This is a genomic window from Kribbella sp. NPDC026596 (genome assembly GCF_040638415.1).
GTDB lineage: Bacteria > Actinomycetota > Actinomycetes > Propionibacteriales > Kribbellaceae > Kribbella.
Genome location: NZ_JBEZYF010000009.1, coordinates 112,997 through 137,160 on the forward strand (window position 1 = coordinate 112,997; position 24,164 = coordinate 137,160).

At 68.7% G+C, this 24,164-nt stretch carries 27 protein-coding genes and 1 pseudogene; 12 read left to right on the top strand and 16 right to left on the bottom strand.

Annotation, left to right across the window (positions count from 1 at the left end; translation table 11 throughout):
* The first annotated feature begins 20 nt into the window (after positions 1-20).
* Positions 21-893, top strand: coding sequence for a helix-turn-helix transcriptional regulator (locus tag AB0E63_RS10080; RefSeq protein ID WP_360363817.1), 873 nt, complete (start codon positions 21-23; stop codon positions 891-893).
* A 3-nt stretch (positions 894-896) separates the two neighbouring features.
* Here the strand turns inward: AB0E63_RS10080 and AB0E63_RS10085 are convergent, their stop codons facing one another.
* Positions 897-1,388, bottom strand: a complete 492-nt coding sequence (locus tag AB0E63_RS10085; protein ID WP_360363819.1) for a helix-turn-helix domain-containing protein — start codon at positions 1,386-1,388, stop codon at positions 897-899.
* A gap of 256 nt (positions 1,389-1,644) precedes the next feature.
* On the opposite strand from AB0E63_RS10085, the pseudogene AB0E63_RS10090 reads away from it, so the two are divergent.
* Positions 1,645-1,881: pseudogene (locus AB0E63_RS10090) on the top strand (GNAT family N-acetyltransferase); the annotation flags it as partial.
* A gap of 78 nt (positions 1,882-1,959) precedes the next feature.
* Here AB0E63_RS10090 and AB0E63_RS10095 read toward each other — a convergent pair.
* The 3 genes from AB0E63_RS10095 to AB0E63_RS10105 are packed head-to-tail and all read right to left on the bottom strand — an operon-like array spanning position 1,960 to position 4,107.
* A complete protein-coding gene (locus tag AB0E63_RS10095; protein WP_360363821.1) occupies positions 1,960-3,084 on the bottom strand; it encodes an epoxide hydrolase family protein in 1,125 nt (374 codons plus the stop codon).
* A gap of 1 nt (position 3,085) precedes the next feature.
* Positions 3,086-3,433 carry a VOC family protein gene (locus AB0E63_RS10100; protein WP_360363823.1) on the bottom strand — a complete coding sequence of 116 codons (348 nt, stop codon included), beginning with the start codon at positions 3,431-3,433 and terminating at the stop codon, positions 3,086-3,088.
* A gap of 32 nt (positions 3,434-3,465) precedes the next feature.
* Positions 3,466-4,107, bottom strand: a complete 642-nt coding sequence (locus AB0E63_RS10105) for a TetR/AcrR family transcriptional regulator (RefSeq protein WP_360363825.1) — start codon at positions 4,105-4,107, stop codon at positions 3,466-3,468.
* Positions 4,108-4,210: 103 nt separating this feature from the next.
* On the opposite strand from AB0E63_RS10105, the gene AB0E63_RS10110 reads away from it, so the two are divergent.
* Both AB0E63_RS10110 and AB0E63_RS10115 read left to right on the top strand, forming a co-directional pair.
* The gene (locus tag AB0E63_RS10110) at positions 4,211-5,674 is read left to right on the top strand and encodes an MFS transporter (RefSeq protein ID WP_360363827.1); all 1,464 of its coding nucleotides are present in this window, start codon (positions 4,211-4,213) and stop codon (positions 5,672-5,674) included.
* A gap of 95 nt (positions 5,675-5,769) precedes the next feature.
* The gene (locus tag AB0E63_RS10115; RefSeq protein ID WP_360363829.1) at positions 5,770-5,997 is read left to right on the top strand and encodes a hypothetical protein; all 228 of its coding nucleotides are present in this window, start codon (positions 5,770-5,772) and stop codon (positions 5,995-5,997) included.
* Between the two features lie 9 nt (positions 5,998-6,006).
* Here AB0E63_RS10115 and AB0E63_RS10120 read toward each other — a convergent pair whose 3' ends face one another.
* A complete protein-coding gene (locus AB0E63_RS10120; protein WP_360363830.1) occupies positions 6,007-6,585 on the bottom strand; it encodes a dienelactone hydrolase family protein in 579 nt (192 codons plus the stop codon).
* A 58-nt stretch (positions 6,586-6,643) separates the two neighbouring features.
* Between AB0E63_RS10120 and AB0E63_RS10125 the strand changes: the two genes are divergently transcribed.
* Positions 6,644-7,225, top strand: a complete 582-nt coding sequence (locus AB0E63_RS10125; RefSeq protein ID WP_360363832.1) for a winged helix-turn-helix domain-containing protein — start codon at positions 6,644-6,646, stop codon at positions 7,223-7,225.
* Here the strand turns inward: AB0E63_RS10125 and AB0E63_RS10130 are convergent.
* Entirely contained in the window at positions 7,189-8,037 is an 849-nt protein-coding gene (locus AB0E63_RS10130; RefSeq protein WP_360363834.1) for a helix-turn-helix domain-containing protein, read from the bottom strand. The genes AB0E63_RS10125 and AB0E63_RS10130 overlap by 37 nt on opposite strands.
* A gap of 69 nt (positions 8,038-8,106) precedes the next feature.
* Here AB0E63_RS10130 and AB0E63_RS10135 point away from each other — a divergent pair, with 69 nt between their 5' ends.
* The 3 genes from AB0E63_RS10135 to AB0E63_RS10145 are packed head-to-tail and all read left to right on the top strand — an operon-like array spanning position 8,107 to position 10,313.
* Complete coding sequence (locus AB0E63_RS10135) at positions 8,107-8,928, top strand: phytanoyl-CoA dioxygenase family protein (RefSeq protein WP_360363836.1); 822 nt, start codon at positions 8,107-8,109, stop codon at positions 8,926-8,928.
* Complete coding sequence (locus tag AB0E63_RS10140; RefSeq protein ID WP_360363838.1) at positions 8,915-9,373, top strand: pyridoxamine 5'-phosphate oxidase; 459 nt, start codon at positions 8,915-8,917, stop codon at positions 9,371-9,373. Before AB0E63_RS10135 ends, AB0E63_RS10140 begins: the two co-directional genes overlap by 14 nt.
* Positions 9,374-9,386: 13 nt before the next feature.
* Positions 9,387-10,313 carry an aldo/keto reductase gene (locus AB0E63_RS10145; protein WP_360363840.1) on the top strand — a complete coding sequence of 309 codons (927 nt, stop codon included), beginning with the start codon at positions 9,387-9,389 and terminating at the stop codon, positions 10,311-10,313.
* Between the two features lie 278 nt (positions 10,314-10,591).
* Here AB0E63_RS10145 and AB0E63_RS10150 read toward each other — a convergent pair whose 3' ends face one another.
* From AB0E63_RS10150 to AB0E63_RS10160, 3 genes are all read right to left on the bottom strand, one after another.
* A complete protein-coding gene (locus tag AB0E63_RS10150; RefSeq protein WP_360363842.1) occupies positions 10,592-11,599 on the bottom strand; it encodes a hypothetical protein in 1,008 nt (335 codons plus the stop codon).
* Positions 11,600-11,886: 287 nt separating this feature from the next.
* Positions 11,887-12,744, bottom strand: a complete 858-nt coding sequence (locus AB0E63_RS10155; protein WP_360363844.1) for an alpha/beta fold hydrolase — start codon at positions 12,742-12,744, stop codon at positions 11,887-11,889.
* 207 nt (positions 12,745-12,951) lie between these two features.
* Complete coding sequence (locus tag AB0E63_RS10160; protein ID WP_360363846.1) at positions 12,952-14,115, bottom strand: acyl-CoA dehydrogenase family protein; 1,164 nt, start codon at positions 14,113-14,115, stop codon at positions 12,952-12,954.
* 135 nt (positions 14,116-14,250) lie between these two features.
* Here AB0E63_RS10160 and AB0E63_RS10165 point away from each other — a divergent pair, with 135 nt between their 5' ends.
* Positions 14,251-15,588, top strand: coding sequence for a UDP-glucose/GDP-mannose dehydrogenase family protein (locus tag AB0E63_RS10165; RefSeq protein ID WP_360363848.1), 1,338 nt, complete (start codon positions 14,251-14,253; stop codon positions 15,586-15,588).
* A 29-nt stretch (positions 15,589-15,617) separates the two neighbouring features.
* On the opposite strand, the gene AB0E63_RS10170 is transcribed toward AB0E63_RS10165, so the two are convergent.
* From AB0E63_RS10170 to AB0E63_RS10180, 3 genes are all read right to left on the bottom strand, one after another.
* A complete protein-coding gene (locus AB0E63_RS10170) occupies positions 15,618-16,838 on the bottom strand; it encodes an MFS transporter (RefSeq protein ID WP_360363850.1) in 1,221 nt (406 codons plus the stop codon).
* A gap of 76 nt (positions 16,839-16,914) precedes the next feature.
* Positions 16,915-17,418, bottom strand: a complete 504-nt coding sequence (gene purE, locus AB0E63_RS10175; protein WP_360363852.1) for a 5-(carboxyamino)imidazole ribonucleotide mutase — start codon at positions 17,416-17,418, stop codon at positions 16,915-16,917.
* Positions 17,419-17,427: 9 nt separating this feature from the next.
* Positions 17,428-18,624 carry a 5-(carboxyamino)imidazole ribonucleotide synthase gene (locus AB0E63_RS10180; protein WP_360363947.1) on the bottom strand — a complete coding sequence of 399 codons (1,197 nt, stop codon included), beginning with the start codon at positions 18,622-18,624 and terminating at the stop codon, positions 17,428-17,430.
* Between the two features lie 121 nt (positions 18,625-18,745).
* Here AB0E63_RS10180 and AB0E63_RS10185 point away from each other — a divergent pair, with 121 nt between their 5' ends.
* Both AB0E63_RS10185 and AB0E63_RS10190 read left to right on the top strand, forming a co-directional pair.
* Entirely contained in the window at positions 18,746-19,306 is a 561-nt protein-coding gene (locus tag AB0E63_RS10185; RefSeq protein WP_360363854.1) for a GtrA family protein, read from the top strand.
* 79 nt (positions 19,307-19,385) lie between these two features.
* On the top strand, positions 19,386-20,597 hold the full coding sequence (locus tag AB0E63_RS10190; RefSeq protein ID WP_360363856.1) for a GNAT family N-acetyltransferase: 1,212 nt from the start codon (positions 19,386-19,388) through the stop codon (positions 20,595-20,597).
* A gap of 7 nt (positions 20,598-20,604) precedes the next feature.
* On the opposite strand, the gene AB0E63_RS10195 is transcribed toward AB0E63_RS10190, so the two are convergent.
* The 3 genes from AB0E63_RS10195 to AB0E63_RS10205 are packed head-to-tail and all read right to left on the bottom strand — an operon-like array spanning position 20,605 to position 22,882.
* Positions 20,605-20,997 (bottom strand): MAPEG family protein, encoded by a 393-nt coding sequence (locus AB0E63_RS10195; protein WP_360363858.1) that lies wholly within the window; start codon positions 20,995-20,997, stop codon positions 20,605-20,607.
* Positions 20,994-21,965: a hypothetical protein gene (locus AB0E63_RS10200; RefSeq protein WP_360363860.1), complete on the bottom strand. Its 972-nt coding sequence runs from the start codon at positions 21,963-21,965 to the stop codon at positions 20,994-20,996. The genes AB0E63_RS10195 and AB0E63_RS10200 overlap by 4 nt, the downstream gene beginning before the upstream one ends.
* Positions 21,962-22,882 carry a glutamate-cysteine ligase family protein gene (locus AB0E63_RS10205; protein ID WP_360363862.1) on the bottom strand — a complete coding sequence of 307 codons (921 nt, stop codon included), beginning with the start codon at positions 22,880-22,882 and terminating at the stop codon, positions 21,962-21,964. Before AB0E63_RS10205 ends, AB0E63_RS10200 begins: the two co-directional genes overlap by 4 nt.
* A 58-nt stretch (positions 22,883-22,940) precedes the next feature.
* On the opposite strand from AB0E63_RS10205, the gene AB0E63_RS10210 reads away from it, so the two are divergent.
* On the top strand, positions 22,941-23,408 hold the full coding sequence (locus AB0E63_RS10210; protein WP_360363863.1) for a hypothetical protein: 468 nt from the start codon (positions 22,941-22,943) through the stop codon (positions 23,406-23,408).
* Here the strand turns inward: AB0E63_RS10210 and AB0E63_RS10215 are convergent.
* The gene (locus AB0E63_RS10215) at positions 23,405-24,025 is read right to left on the bottom strand and encodes a PH domain-containing protein (RefSeq protein ID WP_360363865.1); all 621 of its coding nucleotides are present in this window, start codon (positions 24,023-24,025) and stop codon (positions 23,405-23,407) included. The two genes, AB0E63_RS10210 and AB0E63_RS10215, sit on opposite strands and share 4 nt — an antisense overlap.
* Positions 24,026-24,164 lie beyond the last annotated feature (139 nt).

Genomic DNA, 24,164 nt, shown 5'->3' on the forward strand with positions numbered 1-24,164 from the left:
GTGCTGCTGGGAGGCGAGGCGTGACGGAACCGGGCACGTACGGCGGCCCAACCGCCCTGCGGATCATGCTCGGCGTACACCTGCGCCGGCTGCGTGAGGAGGCCGGGATCACCCGGACCGACGCGGGCTGGGCGATCCGTGGCTCGGAGTCCAAGATCAGCCGGCTCGAGCTCGGCCGGGTCGGTTTCAAGGTCCGCGACGTCGACGACCTGCTCACGCTCTACAAGCTCAAGGACGGCGAGGAACGCGAACGTCTGCTCAACCTGGCCCGGGACGCCAACAACCCGGGCTGGTGGCAGCGGTACGACGACCTGACGCCGAACTGGTTCCACTCCTACCTCGGCCTGGAGATGGCCGCGGACCTGGTCCGGACCTTCGAGCTCCAGTTCATCCCCGGCCTGTTGCAGACCCCCGACTACGCCCGGGCCGTGGTCCAGCTCGGCCGGCAGGACCGGCCGCTGGCACGCTCGGAGCAGGAGCGTCTGGTCACCTTGCGCATGGGCCGTCAGCAGGTGCTCACCAGGCCGCGACCGGCCCGGCTCTGGGCAGTCGTCGACGAGGCCGTACTGCGCCGGCCGATCGGCGGCAAGGCGGTGCTGAAGACACAACTGGAGTTCCTGATCGAGGCATCGAAGCGGCACAACGTCACGCTGCAGATCATCCCGTTCGACAAGGGCGGCTATACCGCGACCGGCGGCGCCTTCACGCTGCTGCGCTTCAACGACACCGACCTGCCGGACATCGTCTACATCGAGCATCTGACCAGCGCCGTCTACCTGGACAAGCGCGAAGACCTCGACGCGTACGTCGTCACGATGGACGCACTCTCCATCACCGCGGCTCAGCCCCGCGAGACCGACCGCATCCTCCGCGAAGCTATCGACGCCATTTAGCGGTCAGCCCGCCAGTGCGCGGAGTTGTGCGCCCGGTCCGGGGCGGATCGCGACTTCACGCGGTGTCGGTTCGTGGCCGGCTTCGCACTGCAGGACGACGTGCACGCGCTCGTTGCAGTCGCCGCGATGGCGGGGCTCGATCGGCGGGCCGCCGTCGAGCGGAAGGTACTCGTCGCCCCATTGGATCATCGCGACGAGGACCGGATACAGCGCCAGTCCGGCCTCGGTGAGGCGGTACTCGAACCGCTCGCGCTGGCCGGGCAGGCGGTACGGCTGGCGGCGCAGCAAGCCGCGTTCGATCAGGGCCGCGAGGCGCTCGGTCAGCACCTGCCGCGGAATCCCGGCCCGGGCCCGGATGTCCTCGAACCGCCGGACGCCGACGAACAGCTCGCGCAGCACGTGGAACGTCCATTTGTCGCCGAGGATCTGCATCGTCCGCGAGATCGTGCAGTTCTCGGTCGACCAGCGCATCGCCTCGGGCACCTGCTCAGTCATAGCGTCAGGATAAGTCCGCTTGACAGACTTAGCCAAGCCGAGTCAGGCTGAATCCGTGAACCAGACTCAGACAACGGACCGGGCGCGGGCGTCGCGACCGGTGCCGACGCCGATGAGTACGCCGCTCGTCCGCCGTGCCGGTGAAGCCGACACGGACGAGCTGGCGCGGATGCTCACGGGGCTGACCGACGTCAGCCTCTACTTCCGGTTCCAGACCGCCATCGGCCGGCCGCCCCGGCCCGCACTCCTGCTGCGGATGCTGTGCCCGACCGGCGACGCGTTCGTCGCGACCCGCGCGAACGCGATCGTCGGCCACGCGATGTGGGCCTGGGCTCCGGGCGATTCCGCTGCCGAGCTGGCGGCGATCATCAGCGAACCCGAGCAGGGGCGCGGGCTCGGGATCCGGATGCTGTCGATCGCGGCCGCGGACGCCATCGCGGCCGGCGCCACGCGCTTCCTGTTCATGGTCGGCGCGGCCAACGACCGGACGATCCGGATGATCCGCCGCCGCTGGCCCGAGGCAACGGTGCAGCGCGAGGGCACGCTCCTCGAGTTCTCCGTACCGGCGCGCCTACCGGACCAGCCGGAAGAACGCGCGGATGTCGTCGACGAGCAGGTCCGGCGCCTCGAGCGCGGCGAAATGCCCGCCACGGGTGAACTCCGACCAGTGCACGATCCGGTGCCGGCGATCTAGCACCCGCCGGATCGCGGGATCCGTTGGAAACACCGCGACACCGGTGGGCACGCCCGGCCCGAGGTCGTCAGCCGTGGTGCGATTCTCGTAGTACAGGTTGGCCGAGGACGCGCTCGTGTTCGTGAACCAGTAGATGCTTGCATCGGTCAACAGGTGATCGAGCTCGACCGCGTCCTCGGGCAGCCCATGCGCCGGATCGGTCCACTCCCAGAACTTCTCGAGGATCCAGGCCAACTGCCCCACCGGCGAATCGCTCAACCCGTACGACACGGTCTGCGGCCGCGTCGCCTGCAGCTCGGCGTACCCGGTCCCGACCGCACGCAGCCGCTCGGCAGCTTGGAGCCGCCCGCGTTCGAGGTCAGTGAGCTGCTCGAGATCACCGGGCTCGATCGCCGGATACGCCAAGCCACCATTGATATGTACGCCGATCACGTGCGCCGGATCGATCTGCCCGAGCAGGGGTGACACGACGGATCCGGTGTCGCCGCCCTGAGCGCCGTACCGCTGATAACCGAGCCGGCTCATCAGCTCGACCCAGGCTCGAGCGATCCGCCCGTGGTTCCATCCCGCGGACTCCAACGGCACCGAGAACCCGTGCCCCGGCACGGACGGCGCCACAACGTGAAAGGCATCCCGCGCATCCCCGCCGTACGCCGCCGGGTCCGTGAGCGGACCGAGAATCGGCAGGAACTCGGCAATCGACCCGGGCCAACCGTGCGTCAAGATCAGCGGCAGTGCATCAACCTCGGGCGACCGAACATGCAGGAAGTGAATCGTCTGCTCGTCGATCCGCGTCGTGAACTGCGGATACTTGTTGAGCCGCGCTTCCCACACCCGCCAGTCATAGGCCAGCCAACGATCGACCACCCCGCGCAGATAATCCACCGGCACCCCACGATCCCACCCGTCCCCAGGCAGTTGCCGGGGCCAACGAACCCGCCGCAGCCGCTCCCGCAGGTCATCGAGCTCCGCATCCGGCACCTCGATGCTGAACGGGATCACCTCAGAGGTCGTACGCCGTCTGGTGCAGCGGCTGGTAGAGGCCGACCTCCCCACCCCCGGGCAACCGGATCGACGTCACCAGACCCCAGCGCTCTTCCGCTACCGGCTTGACGAACTCCACTCCCCGCGCGGTCAGCTCGGCGACGGTTCGCTGGAGGTCGTCGCACATCAGGAACAGCTCGTGCGACTCCTCGTCGGCCGGATGCATCGCCACCTCGGCCGGCGGCAGCTTGAAGATCAACCAGCCATGGCCGGTGTCAACGTGCGGATACTCCAGCACGTCCCGGAAGAAGTCCCGATCCGCCTCGGCATCCCGGCTGTAGATGATCACATGCGCACCATTGATCATCTCCCGCACTCTACTCGGGAGCGCGAGAACACTCAGGTAATCACCGGTGCGGTCCACAGACCGACGATGCCGTCGATGAGTCCGTCGGCCATCTCGCGCCAGGTCGCTCGTGCGGTGGGCGTTCCGTCAGCCTGAGCGCGTTCGAACTCCGCGGTCATCTGGATGATCAGGTGGCGTGCCATGTCGCCGCGTTCGAGTCGCACCGGCAACGGCAGCTCGGCCAGGCACTCGTTGAGCCCTTCGAGAATCTGTTGCAGCGTCGGCGACGTCAGCGATTCCTCGATCTGGATCTCCCGCAAGGACGGATCGGTCATCAGTTGCGCGCTGAACCGGGCCAGCCAACTGGGCGTGCCGAGGCTGCCCATGTGATCGGTAGCCGACCGGACCAGGCAGGTGACCCAGTCCCGCACGTCCGGCCGCGGGCCGAGCTCGGCCAGCAACTCCCGCCGTCGCGCCTCGATCGGCTCGGAGTGCTTGCGCACGATCGCCCGGATCAGATCGGCTTTGGTCCCGAAGTGGTAGCCGACCGCCGTGTTGTTGCCCTGCCCGGCTGCCTCGCTGATCTGCCGGTTCGACACCTCGTGCACGCCGCGCTCGGCGAACATCCGCTCCGCAGTGGCCATGATCAGCTCCCGGGTCTGGTTGACCCGCTCGGTCCGGACTTCCTTCGCCATCATCATCACCGCTCACAGTTTGCCCGATGGACTTGTTTAAGTCAACTGCCTGACTTAAAGTCTAGTTGCACAAACCAACTATCTAGTTCGTCGGAGGCTCGTGATGTCCGCTGCTCCTACCTCGGCTGCGTCTGAAGCTGGGGCACCACCAGCGCCTGCGCGCACCGGTGCCGTCGTACCGGTGCTCGCCTCGGCCGGCATCACGGTCGCGCTGATGCAGACCCTGGTGATCCCGCTCGTCCCGGAATTGCCGAAGCTGCTGCACGCCTCGGCCGCCGGGACCGCCTGGGCGATCACCGCCACCCTGCTCGCTGCCGCGGTCGCGACGCCGATCATGGGCCGGCTCGGCGACATGTACGGCAAGCGCCGGATGCTCCTGATCAGCATCGGGATGCTGATCACCGGCTCGGTCGTCGCCGCGCTGAGCAGCTCGCTCGTGCCGATGATCGCCGGCCGTGCGCTGCAGGGCCTGGCGGCCGGCGTGATCCCGCTGGGCATCAGCATCATGCGTGACGAGCTCCCGTCGGAGAAGCTCGGTACGGCGACCGCGCAGATGAGCGCGTCACTCGGTGTCGGTGGTGCGCTCGGTCTGCCGGCGGCCGCGCTACTGGCCGAGAACTTCAACTGGCACACGCTGTTCTGGCTGTCGGCCGCCCTCGGCGCGATCGTCTTGGTCCTCGTTCTGCGCTTCGTTCCCGAGTCATCGGTCCGCTCCGGCGGCCGGTTCGACGTACTCGGTGGGGTCGGACTGTCGGTCGGCCTGATTTCGTCGCTGTTGGCAATCTCTCAAGGTGCCGACTGGGGCTGGACCGGTGGCCGGACCCTCGGTCTGTTCGCGCTCGCGGTCGCCGCGCTGCTCGCGTGGGGCTGGTGGGAACGCCGTACCGACGAGCCGCTGGTCGACCTGCGGACGACGACCCGCCCGCAGGTGCTGCTGACCAACCTGGCCTCGATGGTGTTCGGGTTCGCGATGTTCGCGATGTCGCTGGTCCTTCCGCAGTTGCTGCAAATGCCGAAGGCAACCGGGTTCGGCCTCGGCCAGTCGATGCTGGCCTCCGGTCTGGTGATGGGCCCGTCCGGCCTGGTCATGCTGATCACCGCGCCGTTCTCGGCGAAGATCTCCAAGACCCGCGGCCCGAAGGTCACGCTGATGCTCGGCGCCGTCGTCGTCGCGGCCGGGTACGGCGTGGGCAGTGTGCTGATGAGTTCGGTCTGGGAGCTCGTCCTGGTCTCGCTGCTGATCGGCGCGGGCATCGGCCTCGCGTACGGCGCGATGCCCGCGCTGATCATGGCCGCCGTACCGGTCTCGGAGACCGCGGCCGCGAACAGCCTCAACACGCTGATGCGGTCGATCGGCACCTCGGTGTCCAGCGCGGTCGCCGGGGTCATCCTGGCCCAGCTGACCATCAGCCTCGGCGGCTACACGTTGCCGTCGCAGACCGGCTTCCGCGTCGTGCTCCTGATCGGCGCCGGCGCCGCATTGACCGCCCTCGCGATCGCTTCCTTCATCCCGACCAGCCGCGGCGCGGACTCACCGGTCTTGGAAGCCGAGGCCGCGCGCGCCTGACGACGTCGACACCGGCCGGGTGCGGCTGCTTGGCATCAAGCGGACACCACCTGGCCGGTTCACGTCACGCCGATGTGGCGCATACTGGAGACCTGATGGAATCCTTCCGCGGGACGACGCGTCGTCATCTGTCCACGAGCCCCTTCAAACCCCGCGTGCCGGACCCGGTCAAAGTCTTCGAGGTCGGGCAGCGAGTGTCCCACGACAGAGAAGGCCTAGGCCGGATCAGCTCGGTCGACGGCGGTTACGCGGTCGTCGTCGACTTCGGCGCCGGCAAGCTGATGCGCATCCAGGCCCCCTTCACCAAACTCCACGCCCTGTAGCTCCGCCCCTCACGCCTCGAGCGCGCCGAGGAAGGTGAGCACGCGGCGCGTCAGCAGTGCGGCCGCCGCTTCGTCGTACGCCGGAAGTGAGGCGTCGGCGAAGAGGTGGTCCTTGCCGGGGTAGAGGAACAGCTCGGCCCGATCGGTGGATGCGACCAGCTCCCGGGCCGCGTCCAGATCACCCTCGTCGGCAAAGAACGGGTCGCCGTCCATGCCGTGGATCTGCACGGGTACGCCGGCCGGCCACGAGCCGAACTCGGACACCGGCAGGCACGAGTAGAGGAACACGGCACCCTTCGCCCCCGGGCGCGTCTGCGTGAGCTGCTGCGCGGGCATCACGCCGAGCGAGTGCCCGATATAGACGACACTGTCGGAGAATCCCTCGCCGGCCTTGAGGCCGCGGTCGAGGATCACCCCGAAGCCGGTCTCCTTCGCGTACCCGATCCCCTCCTCGAGGGTGCCGAACGTCCGGCCCTCGTAGAGGTCGGGCGTGTGAACGGTGTGGCCCGCCTGACGTAGCTCGTCGGCGAACGACTTCACCCCGTCGGTCAGTCCCTGAGCATGGTGGTACAGCACAACCTCGGCCATCATCAGCTCCAATGATCCAAATATCTCGAACAATCGGCGATGCTAGTCTATTCGGATCATGTCGATCAACAGTTCGGTCCCCGATTACGACCTCGCGGACACCATCGAGCTGACCACGGTGGAGCAGGTCCGCGCGATCAGCGACCCGTTGCGGACGACGATCCTCGGCCTGCTGCACGAGCGGGCCGCGACCGTGACCGAGCTGTCCATCGCGGTCAAACGCCCGAAGAGCACGGTCGCGCACCACGTGAAGGTGCTGACCGACGCCGGCATCCTGCAGGTGGTCCGGACCCGGCGGGTGCGGGCGATCGAGGAGCGGTTCTACGGCCGGGCCGCCCGGATGTTCTACGTCGGTCTCGGCCGCCAGGGGCAGGACGGGCAGCTGCCGCACGACTTCAACGACTTCGAGGTCGCCGCCGACGAGTCCAAGTCGGCGTACGAGGCCGGGCAGATGCGATCGTTCATCCGGCATGCCCGGATCCCCGAGGAGCGCGCGGCCGAGTTCTGGCAGGAGGTCGACCGGGTCATCCACGCCTTCGACCAACTGCCGCGCTCCGGCGACACCACCTACGGCTTCACGGTCGGGCTCTACCCGATCCTCGACTACCCGACGCTGCCGCCGGCCGAGGACGAGCGGTAGGCAGTCGGCGTGGTCCCGGCCAGCTGACGGAAGACCCGGGCGAGATGCTGACTCGAGCTGAAGCCCAGGCTGAGGGCGAGGGCGGTGATGGTCACGTCGCTGGTGTCGAGGAGCTGCCGGGCGCGATCGATCCGGCGTTCGTTGAGATAGCGATGCGGCGGCTGACCCAGCTGGCCGGCGAACAACTCCGCCAGGTACGACGGCGCGAGGCCGACGCGATCGGCCAGCTGCCGGAGTGTCCACCGTTCGTGAAACTCCTGATCCAGAAGGCGTTTCACGGTCCGCACCGCCGGATGCATCGCGAGCTGCGGTACGGCGGTCGGCGTCATGGATCGCGCGACCGCCAGCACCAGATGGTCGACCGCGAGCGCCAGACCGGTTCCGGCGTACTCGTAGCGCGTGGTGACCTCGCGGACCAGTTGGGCGAAGGCGTAAGCGAGCTCCCCCGCCTCCCGGTGCACCACGGTCTTCGGCCATGGCGTCGCCAGCGGCGGTTGGCGACGTACGACGGGGTCCAGGTCGATGGCGGCGAAGTAGAAGTGGTGGTTGCCCGAGCGTCCGGCCAGATGGTGGGTGACGTTGGGCGGTACGGCGAAGAGGTGGCCGGGCCGGAGGACATAGCTCTCCGCACCGGCCACCCAGTGCGTGATGCCGTGCAGTTGCAGGTAGATCTCCCAGACCGGATGGTCGTGCGGCTCGATCAGGAACTGCTCGGGGACCCACTGCTCACCGGCATGCACGAGACCGCTGATCGGGTCGTGCACGTCGGCATGGAAGCCTGCGCGGAGTCCGCTCGGCCGGGTGAGAGACACCTGAAGATTGTGTCCAGTCGCCTGAACAACGGCAACGCTTCCGACCACCGGGCTGGCTACGGTTCTCGCATGCTCCCAGGACCTGACGACATCGCCTTCTACCGCGAACACGGCTACTGGATCTCGCCGGTGATCGTGCCGCCCGAGGTACTCGACGCGGCCGAGCGCGGGATGGAACGCTTCTACGCCGGCGATCACGACCACGCCCTCCCGGACCTGCCGGCGACCCGTGGCTGGCAGCCGTCCGATGGCGACGTACTCCGGAAGAACGACTACTCCTCGCTGCGGGTGGACGAGCTCGCGGCGCTGGTCCGGCATCCGGCGATCGGCGCGACGGCGGCCGCGCTGTCCGGTGCGGACGGGATCCGGTTGTGGCACGACCAGCTGCTGCGGAAGCCGGTGGGCGGCTCGGCGCAGGTGGGCTGGCACACGGACCGGCAGTACTGGCAGTCCTGTACGTCGGACGACATGCTGACCGCGTGGGTCGGATTCCATGACGTGGACGAGGTCAACGGTGCGGTGTCGTTCCTGCCAGGGAGTCATCGGTGGGACGTGACCGGGCTGGACTTCTTCTCGCAGGACGTTTCCGCTCTCGAGGCCTCGATCGTCGACCAGGGCTTCGATCCGGCTCCCGTCGTACCCCGGATGCGTCGCGGGCAGGTCAGCTTCCACCACTGCCGCACGGTCCACGGCAGCTCGGCAAACCGCAGTACGGCGCCACGCCGGTCTCTCGCCATCCACCTGCAACCGAGTGACAACCGTTGGCGCGCCGGCTCGTCCCACCCGAACGACACGCTCGTCGGGCACAACCCCGATCCCGACTACACCGACCCGGCCATCCAGCCCGAGCTCTGGCCGAATCCGTTAGCGTCCTGGGGTGGACACTCGTAGCGGACTCGATCTTGTTTCCCGGCTCGGCAGTCAGGATCACTGGCTCGCCGTGCTCATCACCCAACGCCGCTCCGGCGAACCGGCCGCCTCGGTCGTGAACGCCGGCGTGCTGGACCATCCGCTCACCGGCGAGCCGGTCGTCGCCCTCGTCGCCCGCGGCGGTACGGCGAAGCTCGCCCACCTACGGCGATCCCCGCAGGCCACGCTCGTCTTCCGCGCGGGCTGGCAATGGGTCGGCGTCAGCGGTTCGGTCGAGCTCGCGGGGCCGGACAACGCCCTGCCCGGCATCGACGCGGAGCGTTTGCGATTGCTGTTGCGCGACATCTACCACGCGGCCGGCGGCGTGCACCCGGACCTCGAGGAATACGATCGCGCGATGGCGGCAGACCGTCGTACGGCGGTCCTCGTCAAGCCGGAACATTTCACCGGCAACCCACCCGAGTAGAAGGACGGCTGCTGTGGAGACGGTTGAGTTGGGCGGGTCCGGGATGGTCGTGTCCCGGGTTGTGCTGGGGCTGATGCGGATCAAGCAGCTCACGGATGCGGAGATCCGGGAGCTGGTCGGTACCGCACGTGAGGCCGGGGTGACGATGTTCGACCACGCCGACATCTACGGCGGGTCGCATGGCTGCGAGCAGCGGTACGGCGACGCGCAACCCGTCCCGCCGGCGGAGCGCGACCAGGTCACGATCCAGTCCAAGGTGGGCATCCGCGCCGGCTTCTTCGACTCCTCGCGCGAACACATCCTGTCGAGTGTCGAGCAGTCGCTGAAAGCGTTGCGGACCGACTATCTGGACCTGTTGCTGATCCATCGCCCGGACACCCTGGTCGAGCCGGACGAGGTCGCTGCCGCGTTCGACGAGCTCCACAGCAGCGGCAAGGTCGGGGCGTTCGGCGTCTCGAACCACACGCCCGCGCAGATGGAACTGCTGGCCAAGTCGGTCCGGCAGCCGCTCGTCGCCAACCAGATGCAGTTCAGCATCGCGAACGCCGCCCTCGTCGCCCAAGGCCTGGCTGCGAACATCACCGGGCTCGACCAGTCCGCCGACCTGGATCTCGGCGTACTCGACTACAGCCGCCTGAAGGACATCACTATCCAGACCTGGGGCTCGTTGCAGAAGCCCCCACCCGGCGGGGTCTTCCTCGGCGACCGCGAGAACTACCCCGAGCTCAACGACACCCTCGACGAGCTGGCCCAGACCCACAACACCACCCCGACGGCCATCGCCATCGCCTGGATCGCCCGCCACCCCGCCCGCATGCAGGTCGTCATCGGCACCACCAACCCCGGCCGAGTCCGCGAATCCGCCGCCGGCGCCACCATCGACCTCACCCGCGAGGAGTGGTACCGCCTCTTCACCGCCGCCGGCCACACTCTCCCGTAGTTCCGGGAAGCCATTCGCCGGCACACAGGGTCGAGGCGGTGCTGGACAGCTTGAAGTCCTCGCTGGCCGGTGAGGGCAGCACCCGGTCGCACCGCGGCCTCCACAGCCCGGTCGCCTGGATCGGGGGTGGGTGATGCTGCCGCCTTCGGTGGGCCGGTGACGACGAGGCGGCGTGGAAGTCAAAATTCCATGCCTGCCACGCTGCAGGTGATCGTCGGTGTCTCACGACTTCGGTCGCTCAATGCATTTCGACGAAGCACCTGACAGTGCTGGCGTCTTCAGCCGCCACTCAACGTACCTCCCCCAAGGCTGAGCAGGGCGAAGAAGCCGCCGGCGACTACGAGCAGCACGCCGACGAGGTAGGCGAATGCCACGACCAACTCCGTGGCGCCGGCAGATAGCGCCAGGGCCGGGCGGCGGGCCGGGTCTCGCGCCTGCTGGAGTCCCGTGTGTGCGCAGCGGATCGCCGCGACGCAGACCAGGATCGCGGGCACGAACGGAAGCCAATAGGCGGGCGCCTCGAATGACGGGTCCGAAGCCGACAGGTAGTACATCGCCAGGCTCGCGGCAACCCAAACCAGCGGCGCAGCCAGAGTCAGCCCGATTGCCGCCAGAGCGGGCACAGACCATCGTGAATGGCTCGCGATGTTCTTCGTGCGGCCCGCGGCCCAGATCGCCGCCACACCCAGGGCGACCAAGGCAACAAACGCTCCAAGAGCGAGATAGTTTCTTTCGTACGCCTCAGCCGACGGTTCGTCCTCCAAGTCCGGCTTGAAGTTCGGCTGCGCCTTCACCGGATCGTCGACGTCCAGCGCCTGCAGCTCCGGTACCGAGGTCACTGCCTGGCCATCGACCTCCAGATCAATGAGTATGTTGGCCGGCCGCTGACCCTTGAGTGGCAGCGAGGCGACTCCGTCACGAATCGGCACCTCGACCATGACAGGCTGGCCGGCGGCATCCACGCCGGCCTTGATCGCCACGCGGGTAACAGTCGGGGCCGGCACCACCAACGCCACCTTGGCCACCGCGTTGTCGATCCCCAACGACAGCGTTGTCGCATCTGGCGGCTTGCCGAGGTCGACCAGGCGCATCGACTGTACCGGCGTTCCGGTCCGGCCATAGACCGCGACGAAGGATCCTTTCCCGGACTTGGTCTCGGCCACGAACAGAGTCAGACCCTCGACCCGAGTCGCGATCAGCATCCTGCCGGGCTCGCGCCGCTCCGCGTCGAGTCGGCCATTCATGCCATCCACGAGTTGCCTGTCATCGGCGAGGTTGCCGCGCAACGGCCACGAAGCGACCTCTCGCGCAGCTCGGTCTGCGTCCGAGGCACACCCACCGGCGACCAGCCCAAGGCCCACACATGCGGCGGCGATCAGCGCGCGACCCCAACGCCGCAGCAGGAGACTCATCGCTTCCCCCTCGCTCCCCCACCTGACGCTACCCTTGCCCGCGCACGGCTCGCAGGGTCATACTCGCCCTCGGGATGGGTGAGCTGTGCGCCGCGAGGAGTGTGTCGCGTGCCCGGGGCCCGAGGGCGACCGCCTGATCGGCGAGCGCCTCGCTCCCCTGCTCACACTGCCCCTCTGAGGATCTTGTCCAGCTGGGCGGCGAACTGCAGGTGCTCGCTACCGAAGCCACCGTGGTCTCCAGGGAACCCAACAGGATCAGTTCCCAGCCGCTCCGCCAGGACGACGGCGGCCCGCACCCAGGGCTCGCCGTCCGACCCCTCACCCACAGCCGGTACCACGCGCGTCGGCGCCGCTGCGAGCGCCGCGAGGTCCGGCTCGTACGCCGCAAACGGCGGCACTTCGTAGCCCACGAAGAACGCGAAGTTCGCCTGCATCCGCGCCACGGTCTCCGCATCAGCCTCAGCATCCGGCCCCGGCGGACGGTCACCTTCTGTCTTCGGTCCCTCATCTCCTGCACGGTCGGCGGCGAAGCCGGCGTTCAGGGTTTCCAGGGCGGCCCACGGGCCGGCGGACTGGAAGGCTTCTTCGACTGATCGGATCATCTTGCGCCAGTGGTCGCGGTCGGCCAGCAGCTCGAACAACGGCGGTTCGTGGGCGACGACTGTGCGGACCAGCTCGGGGTGACGGGCGACCAGGTCGAGCGCGATGATCGCGCCCGAACTGTTGCCGAAGATCTCGGCCGGTTCGTCCGCGGTGACGCCTACCGCCGCGAGCACCCGCGCGGCGTCGTCGCTGTGGACCTCGATGCTCTGCCGCTCGGGCGGACCAGTCAGCGGACTGCGGGAGTTACCCCGCCGGTCGTAGGTCACCACCGCGTACCGATCGGCGAAGTGCTCGGCCAGATCGGCGTACCCAGCGGCGTCGTAGACCCCGCCGCACACCAAAAGCAGGACAGGCCCGGCCCCGCGGACCTCGTAATACAACCTCGCGCCGGGGACGGTCAGGATGTCGGTTCTCATGTGGCACCTCCGCTGGACGGTGACCGGCCGAGCGGCCGGTCACCTCCTGGTCGGGACCACGATCATATTCTTGACATCCCGCGGGACGCCGACCGTAGGACGCCAGCCTGGTGCCGAGCGCCTCCCAGTCGAGCACCCCGGGCAGCGAGGTCGCGGATGGTGGCGAGCAGGCCGAGTCGCGGGCATGGCTTTCCTGCGGAAACGTCCTTAGCCGAGGCCCTTGAGGAGTTGGCGGGCCATGACGATTCGCTGGACCTGGTTCGTGCCTTCGTAGATTTGGGTGATCTTGGCGTCTCGCATCATGCGTTCGACGGGGTAGTCGTGGGTGTAGCCGTAGCCGCCGAGGAGTTGGACGGCGTCGGTGGTGACGGCCATGGCGACGTCGGAGGCGAAGCACTTGGCGGCGGCGCCGAAGTAGGTGAGGTCGGCGTCGCCACGCTCGGAGCGCGCGGCAGCGGCGTACGTGAGCTGGCGGGCCGCCTCGATCTTCATGCCCATGTCGGCGAGCATGAACTGCAGGCCCTGGAACTCCGCGATCGCCTTGCCGAACTGCTTGCGCTCCTTCACGTACCCGAGCGCATAGTCGAGCGCACCCTGGGCGATCCCGAGCGCCTGCGCGGCGATCGTCACCCGGGTGTGGTCCAGCGTCGCCATCGCGGTCGCGAACCCGGTGCCCGGCTCTCCGATCATCCGCGAAGCCGGGATCCGCACGTTGTCGAAGTACACCTCGCGGGTCGGCGAGCCCTTGATGCCGAGCTTCTTCTCCGGCGCCCCGAACGACACCCCCTCATCCGACTTCTCCACCACGAAGGCAGAAATTCCGCGAGACCGCGCCTCTGGATCCGTCACCGCGAAGACCGTGTAGAAGTCGCTCACCCCGGCGTTGGTGATCCACCGCTTCACGCCGTTCACAACGAACCCGTCGCCATCGGCGACCGCGCGCGTCTTCATCGAGACCGCGTCCGAGCCGGCCTCGGGCTCGGACAGGCAGTACGAGAACATCGCGTCACCCGCGGCGACCGGCGGCAGGTAACGCTGCTTGACCTCGTCCGACGCGGACAGCAGCAGCGGCAGCGAGCCGAGCTTGTTGACGGCCGGGATCAGCGAGGTCGAGGCGCAGGCCCGGGCGACCTCCTCGATCACGATCACCGTCGCGAGCGCGTCCGCCCCGGCGCCGCCGTACTGCTCCGGGATGTGCGGGGCGTGGAAGTCCGACGCCTTGAGCGCGTCGTACGACGCCTTCGGGAACTCCGCGAGCTCGTCCACGTCACCCGCGTGCGGGGCGACCTTGGCGTCGCAGACGTCGCGCACGGCGTCGCGGATCGCCTGGTGCTCCTCGGACAGCGCGTACAGGTCGAATGAGTTACTCACGAGTCACACAGTACGACGAACAATCCGCGAACGGAGGACGTCGTACGCCGAAAGTGACCAACAGCGCACACCTTGGAGAGCCGGTGGACATGAGCCGGTCACCGGGTGATAACCACGATGGGTAGAGTCCCCGGCATGAGTGAAGCGACCTCCCGCCCCCTGCGGATCGCCGTCATCGGCACCAACTACCTCGGCGCGAACACCGCCGGGGGGATGGCCGAGTTCGGTTTCGACGTCATCGGGGTCGAGATCGACGAGCACCGGCTGAAGCTGCTGAACGACGGCAAGGCCCCCCTGTACGAACCAGGGCTGGACCCGCTGCTGAAGAAGCACGTCGACTCCGGCCGGCTGCGGTTCACCAAGGACTACCGCGAGATCGGCGACTGGGCCGACGTCTACTTCATCTGCGTCGGCACGCCGCAGCTCGAGGGCAGCGAGGCGGCCGACCTGTCGCAGGTGAACTCGGTCGTCGACATGCTCGCGCCGCTGCTGACCAAGCCGACGCTGGTGGTGGGCCGCTCGACCGTGCCGGTCGGTACGGCGAAGCACATCGAGCAGCGTTTCCACACCGAGGCGCCGGCGGGCACGGCGGTAGAGCTCGCCTGGCAGCCTGAGTTCCTCCGTGAGGCGCACGGCGTGGACGACACGCTGCACCCGGACCGGCTCGTGTTCGGCGTGGAGTCGGCGACCGCGGAGGCCCGGCTGCGAGAGGTCTTCGCCACCCCGATCGCCGAGGGTACGCCGGTGGTCGTGTGCAACCGGCCGACCGCGGAGCTGGTGAAGGGCGGCGCGAACGCCTTCCTGGCCACGAAGATCTCGTTCATCAACGCGCTGGCCGAGCTCGCCGACGCGACCGGCGCCGACGTCACCCAACTGGCCGACGCGCTCGGGTACGACAAGCGCATCGGCCGCGGCATGCTGAACGCCGGCCCCGGCTACGGCGGCGGCTGCCTGCCCAAGGACCTGCGCTCGTTCATGCACCGGGCCGGCGAGCTCGGCGTCGAAGAGGTGATCACGCTGCTGCGTGAGGTCGACGACATCAACCAGCACCGCCGGGCCCGGATCGTCGACGTCACCCACGAGGTGCTCGGCGGCGAGTGGGTCGGCAAGAACGTCACCGTCCTCGGTGCCGCCTTCAAGGCCGGTACGGACGACGTCCGCGACTCGCCCGCCCTCGACGTGGCCGGCCGGATCCAACTGCACGGCGCGAACGTCACCGTCTACGACCCCGAGGCGATGGAGAACGCCCGCAAGGTCCGCCCGACCCTGCGCTACGCCGCCTCCGCCACGGAGGCCTGCGAGGGTGCGCACGCCGTACTGCACCTGACCGAGTGGCCCGAGTTCCGGGAGCTGGACCCGGCCGCGCTCCGCGGCGTGGTGGAGCACCCGGTCGTGATCGACGCCCGCCTGCTGCTCGACGCCGCCGCCTGGCGCGCCGCCGGCTGGACCTACCGGGCCCCCGGCAAGCCCTAGGACCCCTTAGGACGGAGCCCGAGGACGCATTAGGACACTGTCGCGCTGCGGATGACCGGGCGGCTGAGGGCCACGAGCCCGATCAGTGCGGCCGCGATGCCGATCCCCAGGCACACACCGGTGATGCCGACGCTGCTGACGTCGGCGAGGCTGCCGAGGATCGGGTTCATCACGACCAGGGCGAGGCTCTGGCAGAGCACGATGACCGACTGCAGCCGCGACTGGTACTCGCGCTCCACCGAGTTCATCAGCAAGGGCAGTACGTGTCCGGTGAAGGTGCCGACACCGATGCCGCTGACCACAGCAGCCGCGATGGTCAGCGGCAGTCGGTCCAGCGCGGACAGTCCGATGAATCCGACCGCCGCGAGCAGCAGGCCGAGCATCGCGACGATGCCCGGTCGCTGGAACGCGCCGCGCATCAGGATGCGGATCGAAACGACGCCGACCCCGAGGCTGCGGGTGGCGATCAGGATGCCCGCGGTCTGCGCGTCCCAGTGGTGGTAGCGGGCCAGCAAGGGCAGCAGCAGCGAGTCCATCGGGATCAGCAGACCGGCCGCGATGGTCATCGTGATCAGCAGCGCGCGGGTCAGTGGCCGGCCGAACGCCGCGCGGACGCCGTCGACGATCGAGCGGAACATGGTCGTGGTCCGCGCGCCGTGCGGCGCCGTCGTGCCGCGCAGCACGATCAGGACGACGATCATGATGCCGAAGGTGAGGGCGTCGAAGCCGGCCGCGGCTGTCAGGCCGGCCCAGTTGACCAGGACACCGCCGACCGCGGTGCCGGAGACGGCGAAGACGACGCCGATGACCTGGAAGCTGGCCAGGGCGCGCGGCACCTGCGCCGGCGGGACGAGCAGCCGCGGCATGGATCGCGACGACGGCAGGAAGAAGGCGTCGATCACGCCGACGACGAGCGCCAGCACGACCAGTAGCCAGATCGGCTCGCCCACCGCCGCCGAGGCCGGGACCAGGGCGGCTGTCACCAGGAACATCGCCGTACAGCTGACCAGCAGGACGCGAGGCGCGCCGAAGCGGTCGCCGACGGCGCCGCCGATCAGCAGCAGAGCGGCCCGAGGGGCGGCGGCCAGCAGCAGGATGAGGCCGGCGACGCGGCCGCCGTGCTGGGTGGCCGACCATCCGATGGCGAACGTCATCGTCAGGTCACCCAGCAAGGACACGACAGCGCCGAACAGCCAGATCCAGTAGCGGACCGGGATGCGCTGCGTATCCGGTTCAGTGGGCGGAGTCACGATCGACGACCTTAGACGACAACGGGTGGGATCACACGACTACCCTGCTGCAGCTTGTGGAAAACCTGAGGCGTATTCAGCCTTTACGGAGCTCTGCCGCGCCGTTACGCACAGTATCGCCCTTGGCCCGGGCCAGATCGGCCAGGGACTCCTGGAAGGCGATCATCCGGTCCCGCAGTTTCTCGTCGGACGCGGCCAGGATCCGGACCGCGAGCAGGCCCGCGTTGCGCGCGTTGCCGATCGACACCGTCGCCACCGGGACGCCGGCCGGCATCTGCACGATCGACAACAGCGAGTCCATCCCGTCCAGGTACTTGAGCGGCACCGGTACGCCGATCACCGGCAACGGAGTCACCGACGCGAGCATGCCGGGCAGGTGCGCGGCCCCGCCGGCACCGGCGATCAGCACCTTCAGTCCCCGCTCGTGCGCTGACCGTCCGTAGTCGATCATCTCGGTCGGCATCCGGTGCGCCGACACCACATCTGCCTCAAAGGGCACATCGAACTCGACGCACACCTCGGCCGCGGCCTTCATCGTCGGCCAGTCGCTGTCCGACCCCATCACGATGCCAACACTCATGCGCTACCCCTACTCGTCGATGGTTCCGGTCAGGTACGCGGCCGCGTGCCGGGCGCGTTCCCGGGTCTGCTCGAGGTCGTCGCCGTACGCCGTGACGTGGCCGATCTTGCGACCCGGCTTGACCGACTTGCCGTAGAAGTGGACCTTCAGGCCGGGGTCGCGGGCCAGGCAGTGCAGCAGCCCGCGGTGCATGTCCTCGACGTCGCCGCCGAGCAGGTTGACCATCACCGTGTACGGCGCTCGCGCGGCCGGCGATCCGAGTGGCAGGTCGAGCACAGCCCGCAGGTGGTTCTCGAACTGGGACGTGACCGCGCCGTCGATCGACCAGTGGCCGGTGTTGTGCGGACGCATCGCGAGCTCGTTGACCAGCAGGCGCCCGTCGCGGGCCTCGAACATCTCGACCGCGACGACGCCGACGACGTCGAGCTCACCCGCGATCCGCAGCGCGGTCTGCTGGGCCTGGGCCGCCCTCTCCGGTGCGAGGCCGGGTGCGGGCGCGGTCACCTCGACGCAGATGCCGTCCTTCTGGACGGACTCGACGATCGGGTACGCGACCGCCTGGCCGTGCGGCGAGCGGGCCACGATCGCGGACAGTTCGCGAACGAAGTCGACCTTCTCCTCGGCCAGGATCGGTACGCCGCTGTCGAGCGCGACCGTGATCGCGTCGTCGTCCGGGCCGTCGATGAACCAGACGCCCTTGCCGTCGTACCCGCCGCGGGTGGTCTTGAGGATGATCGGGAACCCGCCGACCCGCTTGGCGAAGTCCGCGACGTCGGCCGCGGTCTCGACCACCTGATGCGCCGGCGAGGGTGCGTCGAAGGTGTCGAGCCGGCGGCGCATGACCGCCTTGTCCTGGGCGTGGACCAGCGCGTCGGGTCCCGGGTGGACCTTGATGCCGTCCGCCTCGAGCGCGTGCAGCAGATCGGTCGGAACGTGCTCGTGGTCGAACGTGACCACGTCGCACTCGGCAGCGAACCGGCGTACCGTCTCGAGGTCCTTGTAGTCGCCGACGGGCGCGTCCGCGACCGCCTGGGCGGCCGACACCGTCGGGCCTTCGGCGAGCACGCGGAGCTGGATGCCGAGCGCGACCGCGGTTTCCTGCGTCATCCGGGCCAGCTGACCGCCGCCGACCATACCGACCACGGGTGTTCCGACGGGGAGATCCTTGCGATCGAACTTCACAGGCTGGAGCTTATGTCCATACATCATCCGTCCGGCAGCGGGCTACGGACACGCGCGGGGGATTTCGGAACCGGACCGTTCGCCGGGTACCGTGGGATGCTGCCCCTCCCCGTTGCGATGCGATCACAGAAGGTTCCGGAGACCGTTGAAGCTTGTCACCACGCTGTATCGCCAGGTTGAGCACCTGGTGCACGAAGTGGCCAAATTCGGTCTGGTCGGTCTGCTCGGTCTGGTCGTCGACCTGCCGATCTACAACTGGCTGGTCTTCAACAACCCTCTGGTGCTCGCCGACTCCGGCGAGGGCATGCTGCACCACAAGCCGCTGACCGCGAAGCTGATCTCGACGACGGTCGCGACCATCGTGACCTACTTCGGGAACCGGTACTGGACCTGGCGGCACCGTGAGCGCAGCGGGCTGCACCGCGAGTACGTGCTGTTCTTCGTGCTGAACGGCATCGGCCTGCTGATCGCGGCCGGCTGCCTGGCCTTCTCCCGCTACGTCCTGGACCTGCACAGCTGGCTGTCCGACAACATCGCCGCGAACTTCGTCGGCCTGGGTCTCGGCACCCTCTTCCGCTTCTGGTCCTATCGCAAGTTCGTCTTCCGCGAAGAGATCGAACTCGACGAGGCCGAACACACCCCCGCCCCCAACTCCCCCGCCGCCCTGGACCCCGAGTCCACCGGAGACCTCCCAGCGGTCCGTTAGCGCGGGCTTCACGAATCTCGGAGCTGCCGGCGCAGGTTTGTCGTTGGCTGTCTGTCGGTGGGGCGTGTGAAGATGCGGCATGGCTGAGATCGGTGTTCGAGTCGGGGTGGCCGGAGACTTCGAGGACGTGTCGGAGTTGTTCGGGGCGGCGATGATGTTTGATCCATCGCCTAATGAGCTGGGTCGGCAACTCTTCGAGCCTGAGCGGGCGTTGGTGGCGACCGATGGCGGGGAGGTTGTCGGGACTACCCGGGCGCTGACGCGGGATCTGTCGGTGCCGGGCGGGGTGGTGGCGGCCGCGCATGTGACCGGGGTCGGGGTGAAGGCGACGCATCGTCGGCGGGGTGTCATGTCGGCCTTGATCACCCGGCAGTTGCGTGAGGTGCCGGAGGCGATCGCGGTGCTCTGGGCCAGCGAGCCGGGGATCTACGGCCGATTCGGGTACGGCGCTGCCACGTGGGGCACGGCGTACGAGGTCGATCTGCACCGCGTCGGCCCGCCCAGCGTGCGGATCCGTCCCGGCGAGCTCGGCGAACTGACCGCGGATGACGCCCTCAAGGAGCTGCCGCCGCTCCTCCGCAGCCTGCAGGAACGACGGCCGGGAGTGTCCGGCCGCTCCGAGCTCCAGTGGCAGCGGCGGCTGGAAGACAAGAAAGACGATCGGCACGGCAAGACTGCCCGGCGGATCCTCGTGCACCGTGACGAGACCGGCGCCATCGACGGGTACGCGCTGTGGCGCGGCAAGCTGAACTGGGGCGCGACCGGTCCGGCCAGCGAGGTGTCGCTCCAGGAGCTCGTCGCACTCGAACCGACGGCGTACAAGGCGTTGTGGCAGCACGTGCTGACGCTGGATCTGGCCGCCACCCTCGAGTTCGAGTACGCCGCCGTCGACGAGCCGCTGCAGCAACTCGTCACCACCCCGACCGCGCTCAACCGGCGGGTGAACGAGTCGCTCTGGCTCCGCGTGACGGACGTCGCTCGCGCCCTCGAACAGCGCCGGTACGCCGTCCCCGTGGACCTCGTCCTCGACGTGACCGACGACCTGATCCCGGCCAACGCCGGCCGGTTCCAGCTCACCGCCGACGGTACGACGGCCCGGTGCGAACGGACCGACGATCCGGCCGACCTGACGCTGTCCGTGACCGAGCTCGGCGCGATCTACCTCGGCGGCCGCACCCTCGCCGAGTTCGCCGCCACCGGCCGGGTCACCGAGCACACCCCAGGAGCGGTGGCCACAGTGACCTCAGCCTTCACCTGGCCGATCGCCCCAGTCAGCATCGAGGTCTTCTGACAACGGCTCAGATCGTCACGATCGCGGTTACGCCGAGGGCCACACCGACGAAGTAAGTGCCGAACGCCCCGAAGTCGCGAAGCGGACCGTGGGCCGCGAGCGTCTTCGCCGAGAGCATCCCAACGGCGTGCGTCGTCCGGGCGGCCAGCGAAGCCACCGCCAGTACGTCGACCAGCCAGCTGTCCGACAGCGTCGAACACACCAGCAGCAGGACGATCATCGTCGGGATGTACTCGGCCGCGTTGCCGTGCGCGCGGATCGCGATCAGCAGCCGATCGGTCGGGTCGGTCGGCGCCTGGTTGCCCGCGCCGCGGATCCCGCGCTGCCGCGAGACGTTGGCGCCGAGGACGAACAGCAGAATGCCCATCAGCGCAATGCAAACGATGGTGACAGTACTCATGCGACTACCCCTTCCGGGAGCAGCGCCGGTTCGATGAGCCGGCGGACGATGGTTTCGCTCAGCCGGGTGCCGAGCAGGGCGTCGGTCTTGTGCATGCCACCCGGGCAAGTCACGTTGACCTCGATCAAGCGGCCGCCGATGACGTCTGCCCCGGCGATGGCGAGGCCATGCCGGCGCAGGAGCGGACCGAGCGCGGCGACGATCGCGCGGTCGGCGTCGTCGATCGTTGCCGGCGCGACCGGCGGCCCGATCCGGAAGTCGTCGGCGGCAGGCCGGCGCAGCACCGCACCGGCGATCTCACCGTCGACGAGGAACAGCCGTTTGTTGCCATGCGCAACGGTCGGCAGGTACTCCTGGGCGATCACCTGTCGCTGACCGCCGTGGGTGGCCGACTCCAGCAGCGCTACCGCCGTATGGTCGTCGCGCACCAGCCACACGTCGAGTCCGGCGAACCCGTCGACCGGCTTCACGACCGCCGTACCGACCGACGCGACGAAGTCACGCAGGCCGGCGATCGAGGCACCGACATACGTCGGTGGGCACAGCTCGGGGAACCGCAGTGCAACCAGCTTCTCGTGGACCGCCCGGACCCCTTCCGGACGATTGACCACCCGGGTACCGGCCAGGTCCAGCAGGTACGTCGCGTGCAGGTAACGCTCGTCGACGGGCGGGTCGATCCGCAGGTGCACCACATCGAACCCGGCCACCTCGACCGTGGCGAGGTCGAGCTCGTCCCACCAGGTCGCGTCGACGAGCCACCGGTGATCGCCGCCCGCGGGCCGGCGCGGCCGGAGCCGGATCTGGTGGGCTCGGGCCAACAGTCGCCCATCGACCACGGCGAGCCCGGAGGGATCGCAGCACCAGACGTCGAGGCCCAGGTCCTGGCTGGCGCTCATCAGGCCGATGGTCGCGTCGATGTCGGCCTGCAGCCCGGCCAGCGGGTCGGTGACGAACAGGACGCCGGTCATGCCGCTGCCTCCAATCCGTCGAGCTCCCCGGCGGCAGCCGCGTGCCATTGCTCGGCGAGGCGGTGCCGCTCCGGTTCCAGTGCGGCCAGGACGCGCCGGCGGCGCTCGTCGTCGTACAGCAGACCGGTGAGCGCGGTGATCGCGCACCCGACGGCGGCCGGCTCCTGCGCGTCGAGGAAACGGACCTCGAGGTACGTCGCCCGCGGCCGGACCGGCGGGAACATCGTCGTCAGGTGCTCGGCCGGCCCGCCATCGACGAACACCGTGGCGCCGGCGGCGAAGTCGGCGTACGCGGCGACGGGGTCATCGCCGTGCAGCACTCGGTCGTTGAAGCCGGTCCGGGCCGGGTCGACGTCGAGCCACGTGGTGAGCCGGCCGTCAGGCCCGGCGCTGCGCGCGAACGCCGCGGCCAGGAAGGGACCGGCGAGGTTGAGGACCCGCCATTGCTCCAGCCCCGCGCGCCCGGGCCACCAGTCGAGGCACACCTGGGTCGACGCGGTACGCCGCATCATCCGCCGCCCGGCCGACCCGATCGTGTCGAAGTGCCGCTGCATGGCGACGTACCGCGGACTCGTCAGCTGCAACTGCACGTGCGGACGTGGATCGACCGGGATCGGCTGGATGCGGATGCCGGCCGCCGCCAGGTGACGTTGAAGGTCGTGCGTGACATCGCAAAGCAGCCGGGCCGGATCCGGCCCACACGGCAGGCTCAGCTCGAGCTGACCACCGGGCTCGAAACTCAGGTACAGCGAGTCAGCCGCTCGTCGTACCCGCTCGATCGGTACGGCGTCACCGGTCGCGGCATCGCTGACGACGAACTCCTGCTCGACGGCAACCCGAACGGTCCGGCGACGGCCTCGACCTCCGCCTTGGCCGAACTGGACCGCGACCGCTTCGTGCAGCGCGCTGGGGTTCATCGTCCCCTCCTGATACTGTAAGGATTCCTGTCGAAATATTGGAAGGTATCCTTACAAGATGTCAAGAGCTGAGCTGCCGCGGCTTGGCCGCAAGCCGCTGATCGCACTGGTCGACCGGGCCAACCGGGCCCTGCAGGCCGACATGGTCCGAACCGCCCACCTCCGTGGGCACACCGACGTCAAGCCGGCCCACAACTCGGTGTTCGGGACGCTGACCGAGGACGGCGCCCGGGCCGCGGAGATGGCCGCCCGCGCCGGCATGACCCGGCAGTCGATGGGTGAGGTGATCCGCGACCTGGTCGCCCTGGACGTCCTCGAGATGCGCACCGACCCCGACGACGGCCGCGCCAAGGTCGTCACCTACACCGATCACGGCGTGTCCGTCGCGAGCGACGGCTATCGGCACCTGATCGAGCTCGAGCAGTGGCTCACCGATGAGTTGGGCACCGACGCCTACGAGACCTTCCGCGACGTCCTGTCCCGCCTCCCGGAGCTCCTCGATCGCTGGTCCGGTGCGGAGTCCTAGCGCTCGTTGTCGTCGGAGCTGAACAGGGTCTCGCTGTCGTCCGTACGAGGTTGCTGTTGCTGCTGCGGGCGGCGGCGCATGTGGTCCGGGGGCTCCTCGTCCGCGAGGATGCCGTCGCCGGGCCGGCCTTCCGGACCACCGAAGAGCAGGTCGGACATCTGCAGATGGACGTGCTCGACATGCGGTACGTCGGGCAGCACGACCTGACCGCGCTCACCGGCGGACTCGATGTGCAGGGTCCCGCAGCCGAGCATCCGGTCGATCAGGCCGTGCTCGTAGGAGACGTCGTTGATCCGCATCAGCGGGATGTCCCGCCCGGTCCGGGTGAGGATGCCGTGGCGGGTGATCAGCCGGCGGTTCGTCACCGTGTACGTCGAGAAGAACCAGTTCAGGAACGGCTTCAGCGCGAAGGCCACGAGGATCACCACGCCGACCGCGAGGACCGCGATCCGGGCCGGCGTCTGCAGTGATCCGGACGGCACGATCGCGGCCAGGAAACCGCCGCCGCCCGCCACCAGGAGCAGCAGGAACACCGGAAAGATCAGCGCCTTCCAGTGCGTCCGGGTGCTGACGACGACGTACTCGTCCTCACCCAACAACTTCGCCGAGATCGCCATGTCCCCAGTGTCACAGTTCCCAGGTTCGCTGTCCCCTCCCGACACGATCGGGCCGAACCGGCCCCGACACGATCGGGCGAAGAAGTGATTTAACACTTCACAAAATGCATACAGTGCGCCAGTATGCGCGAGGGGTAAC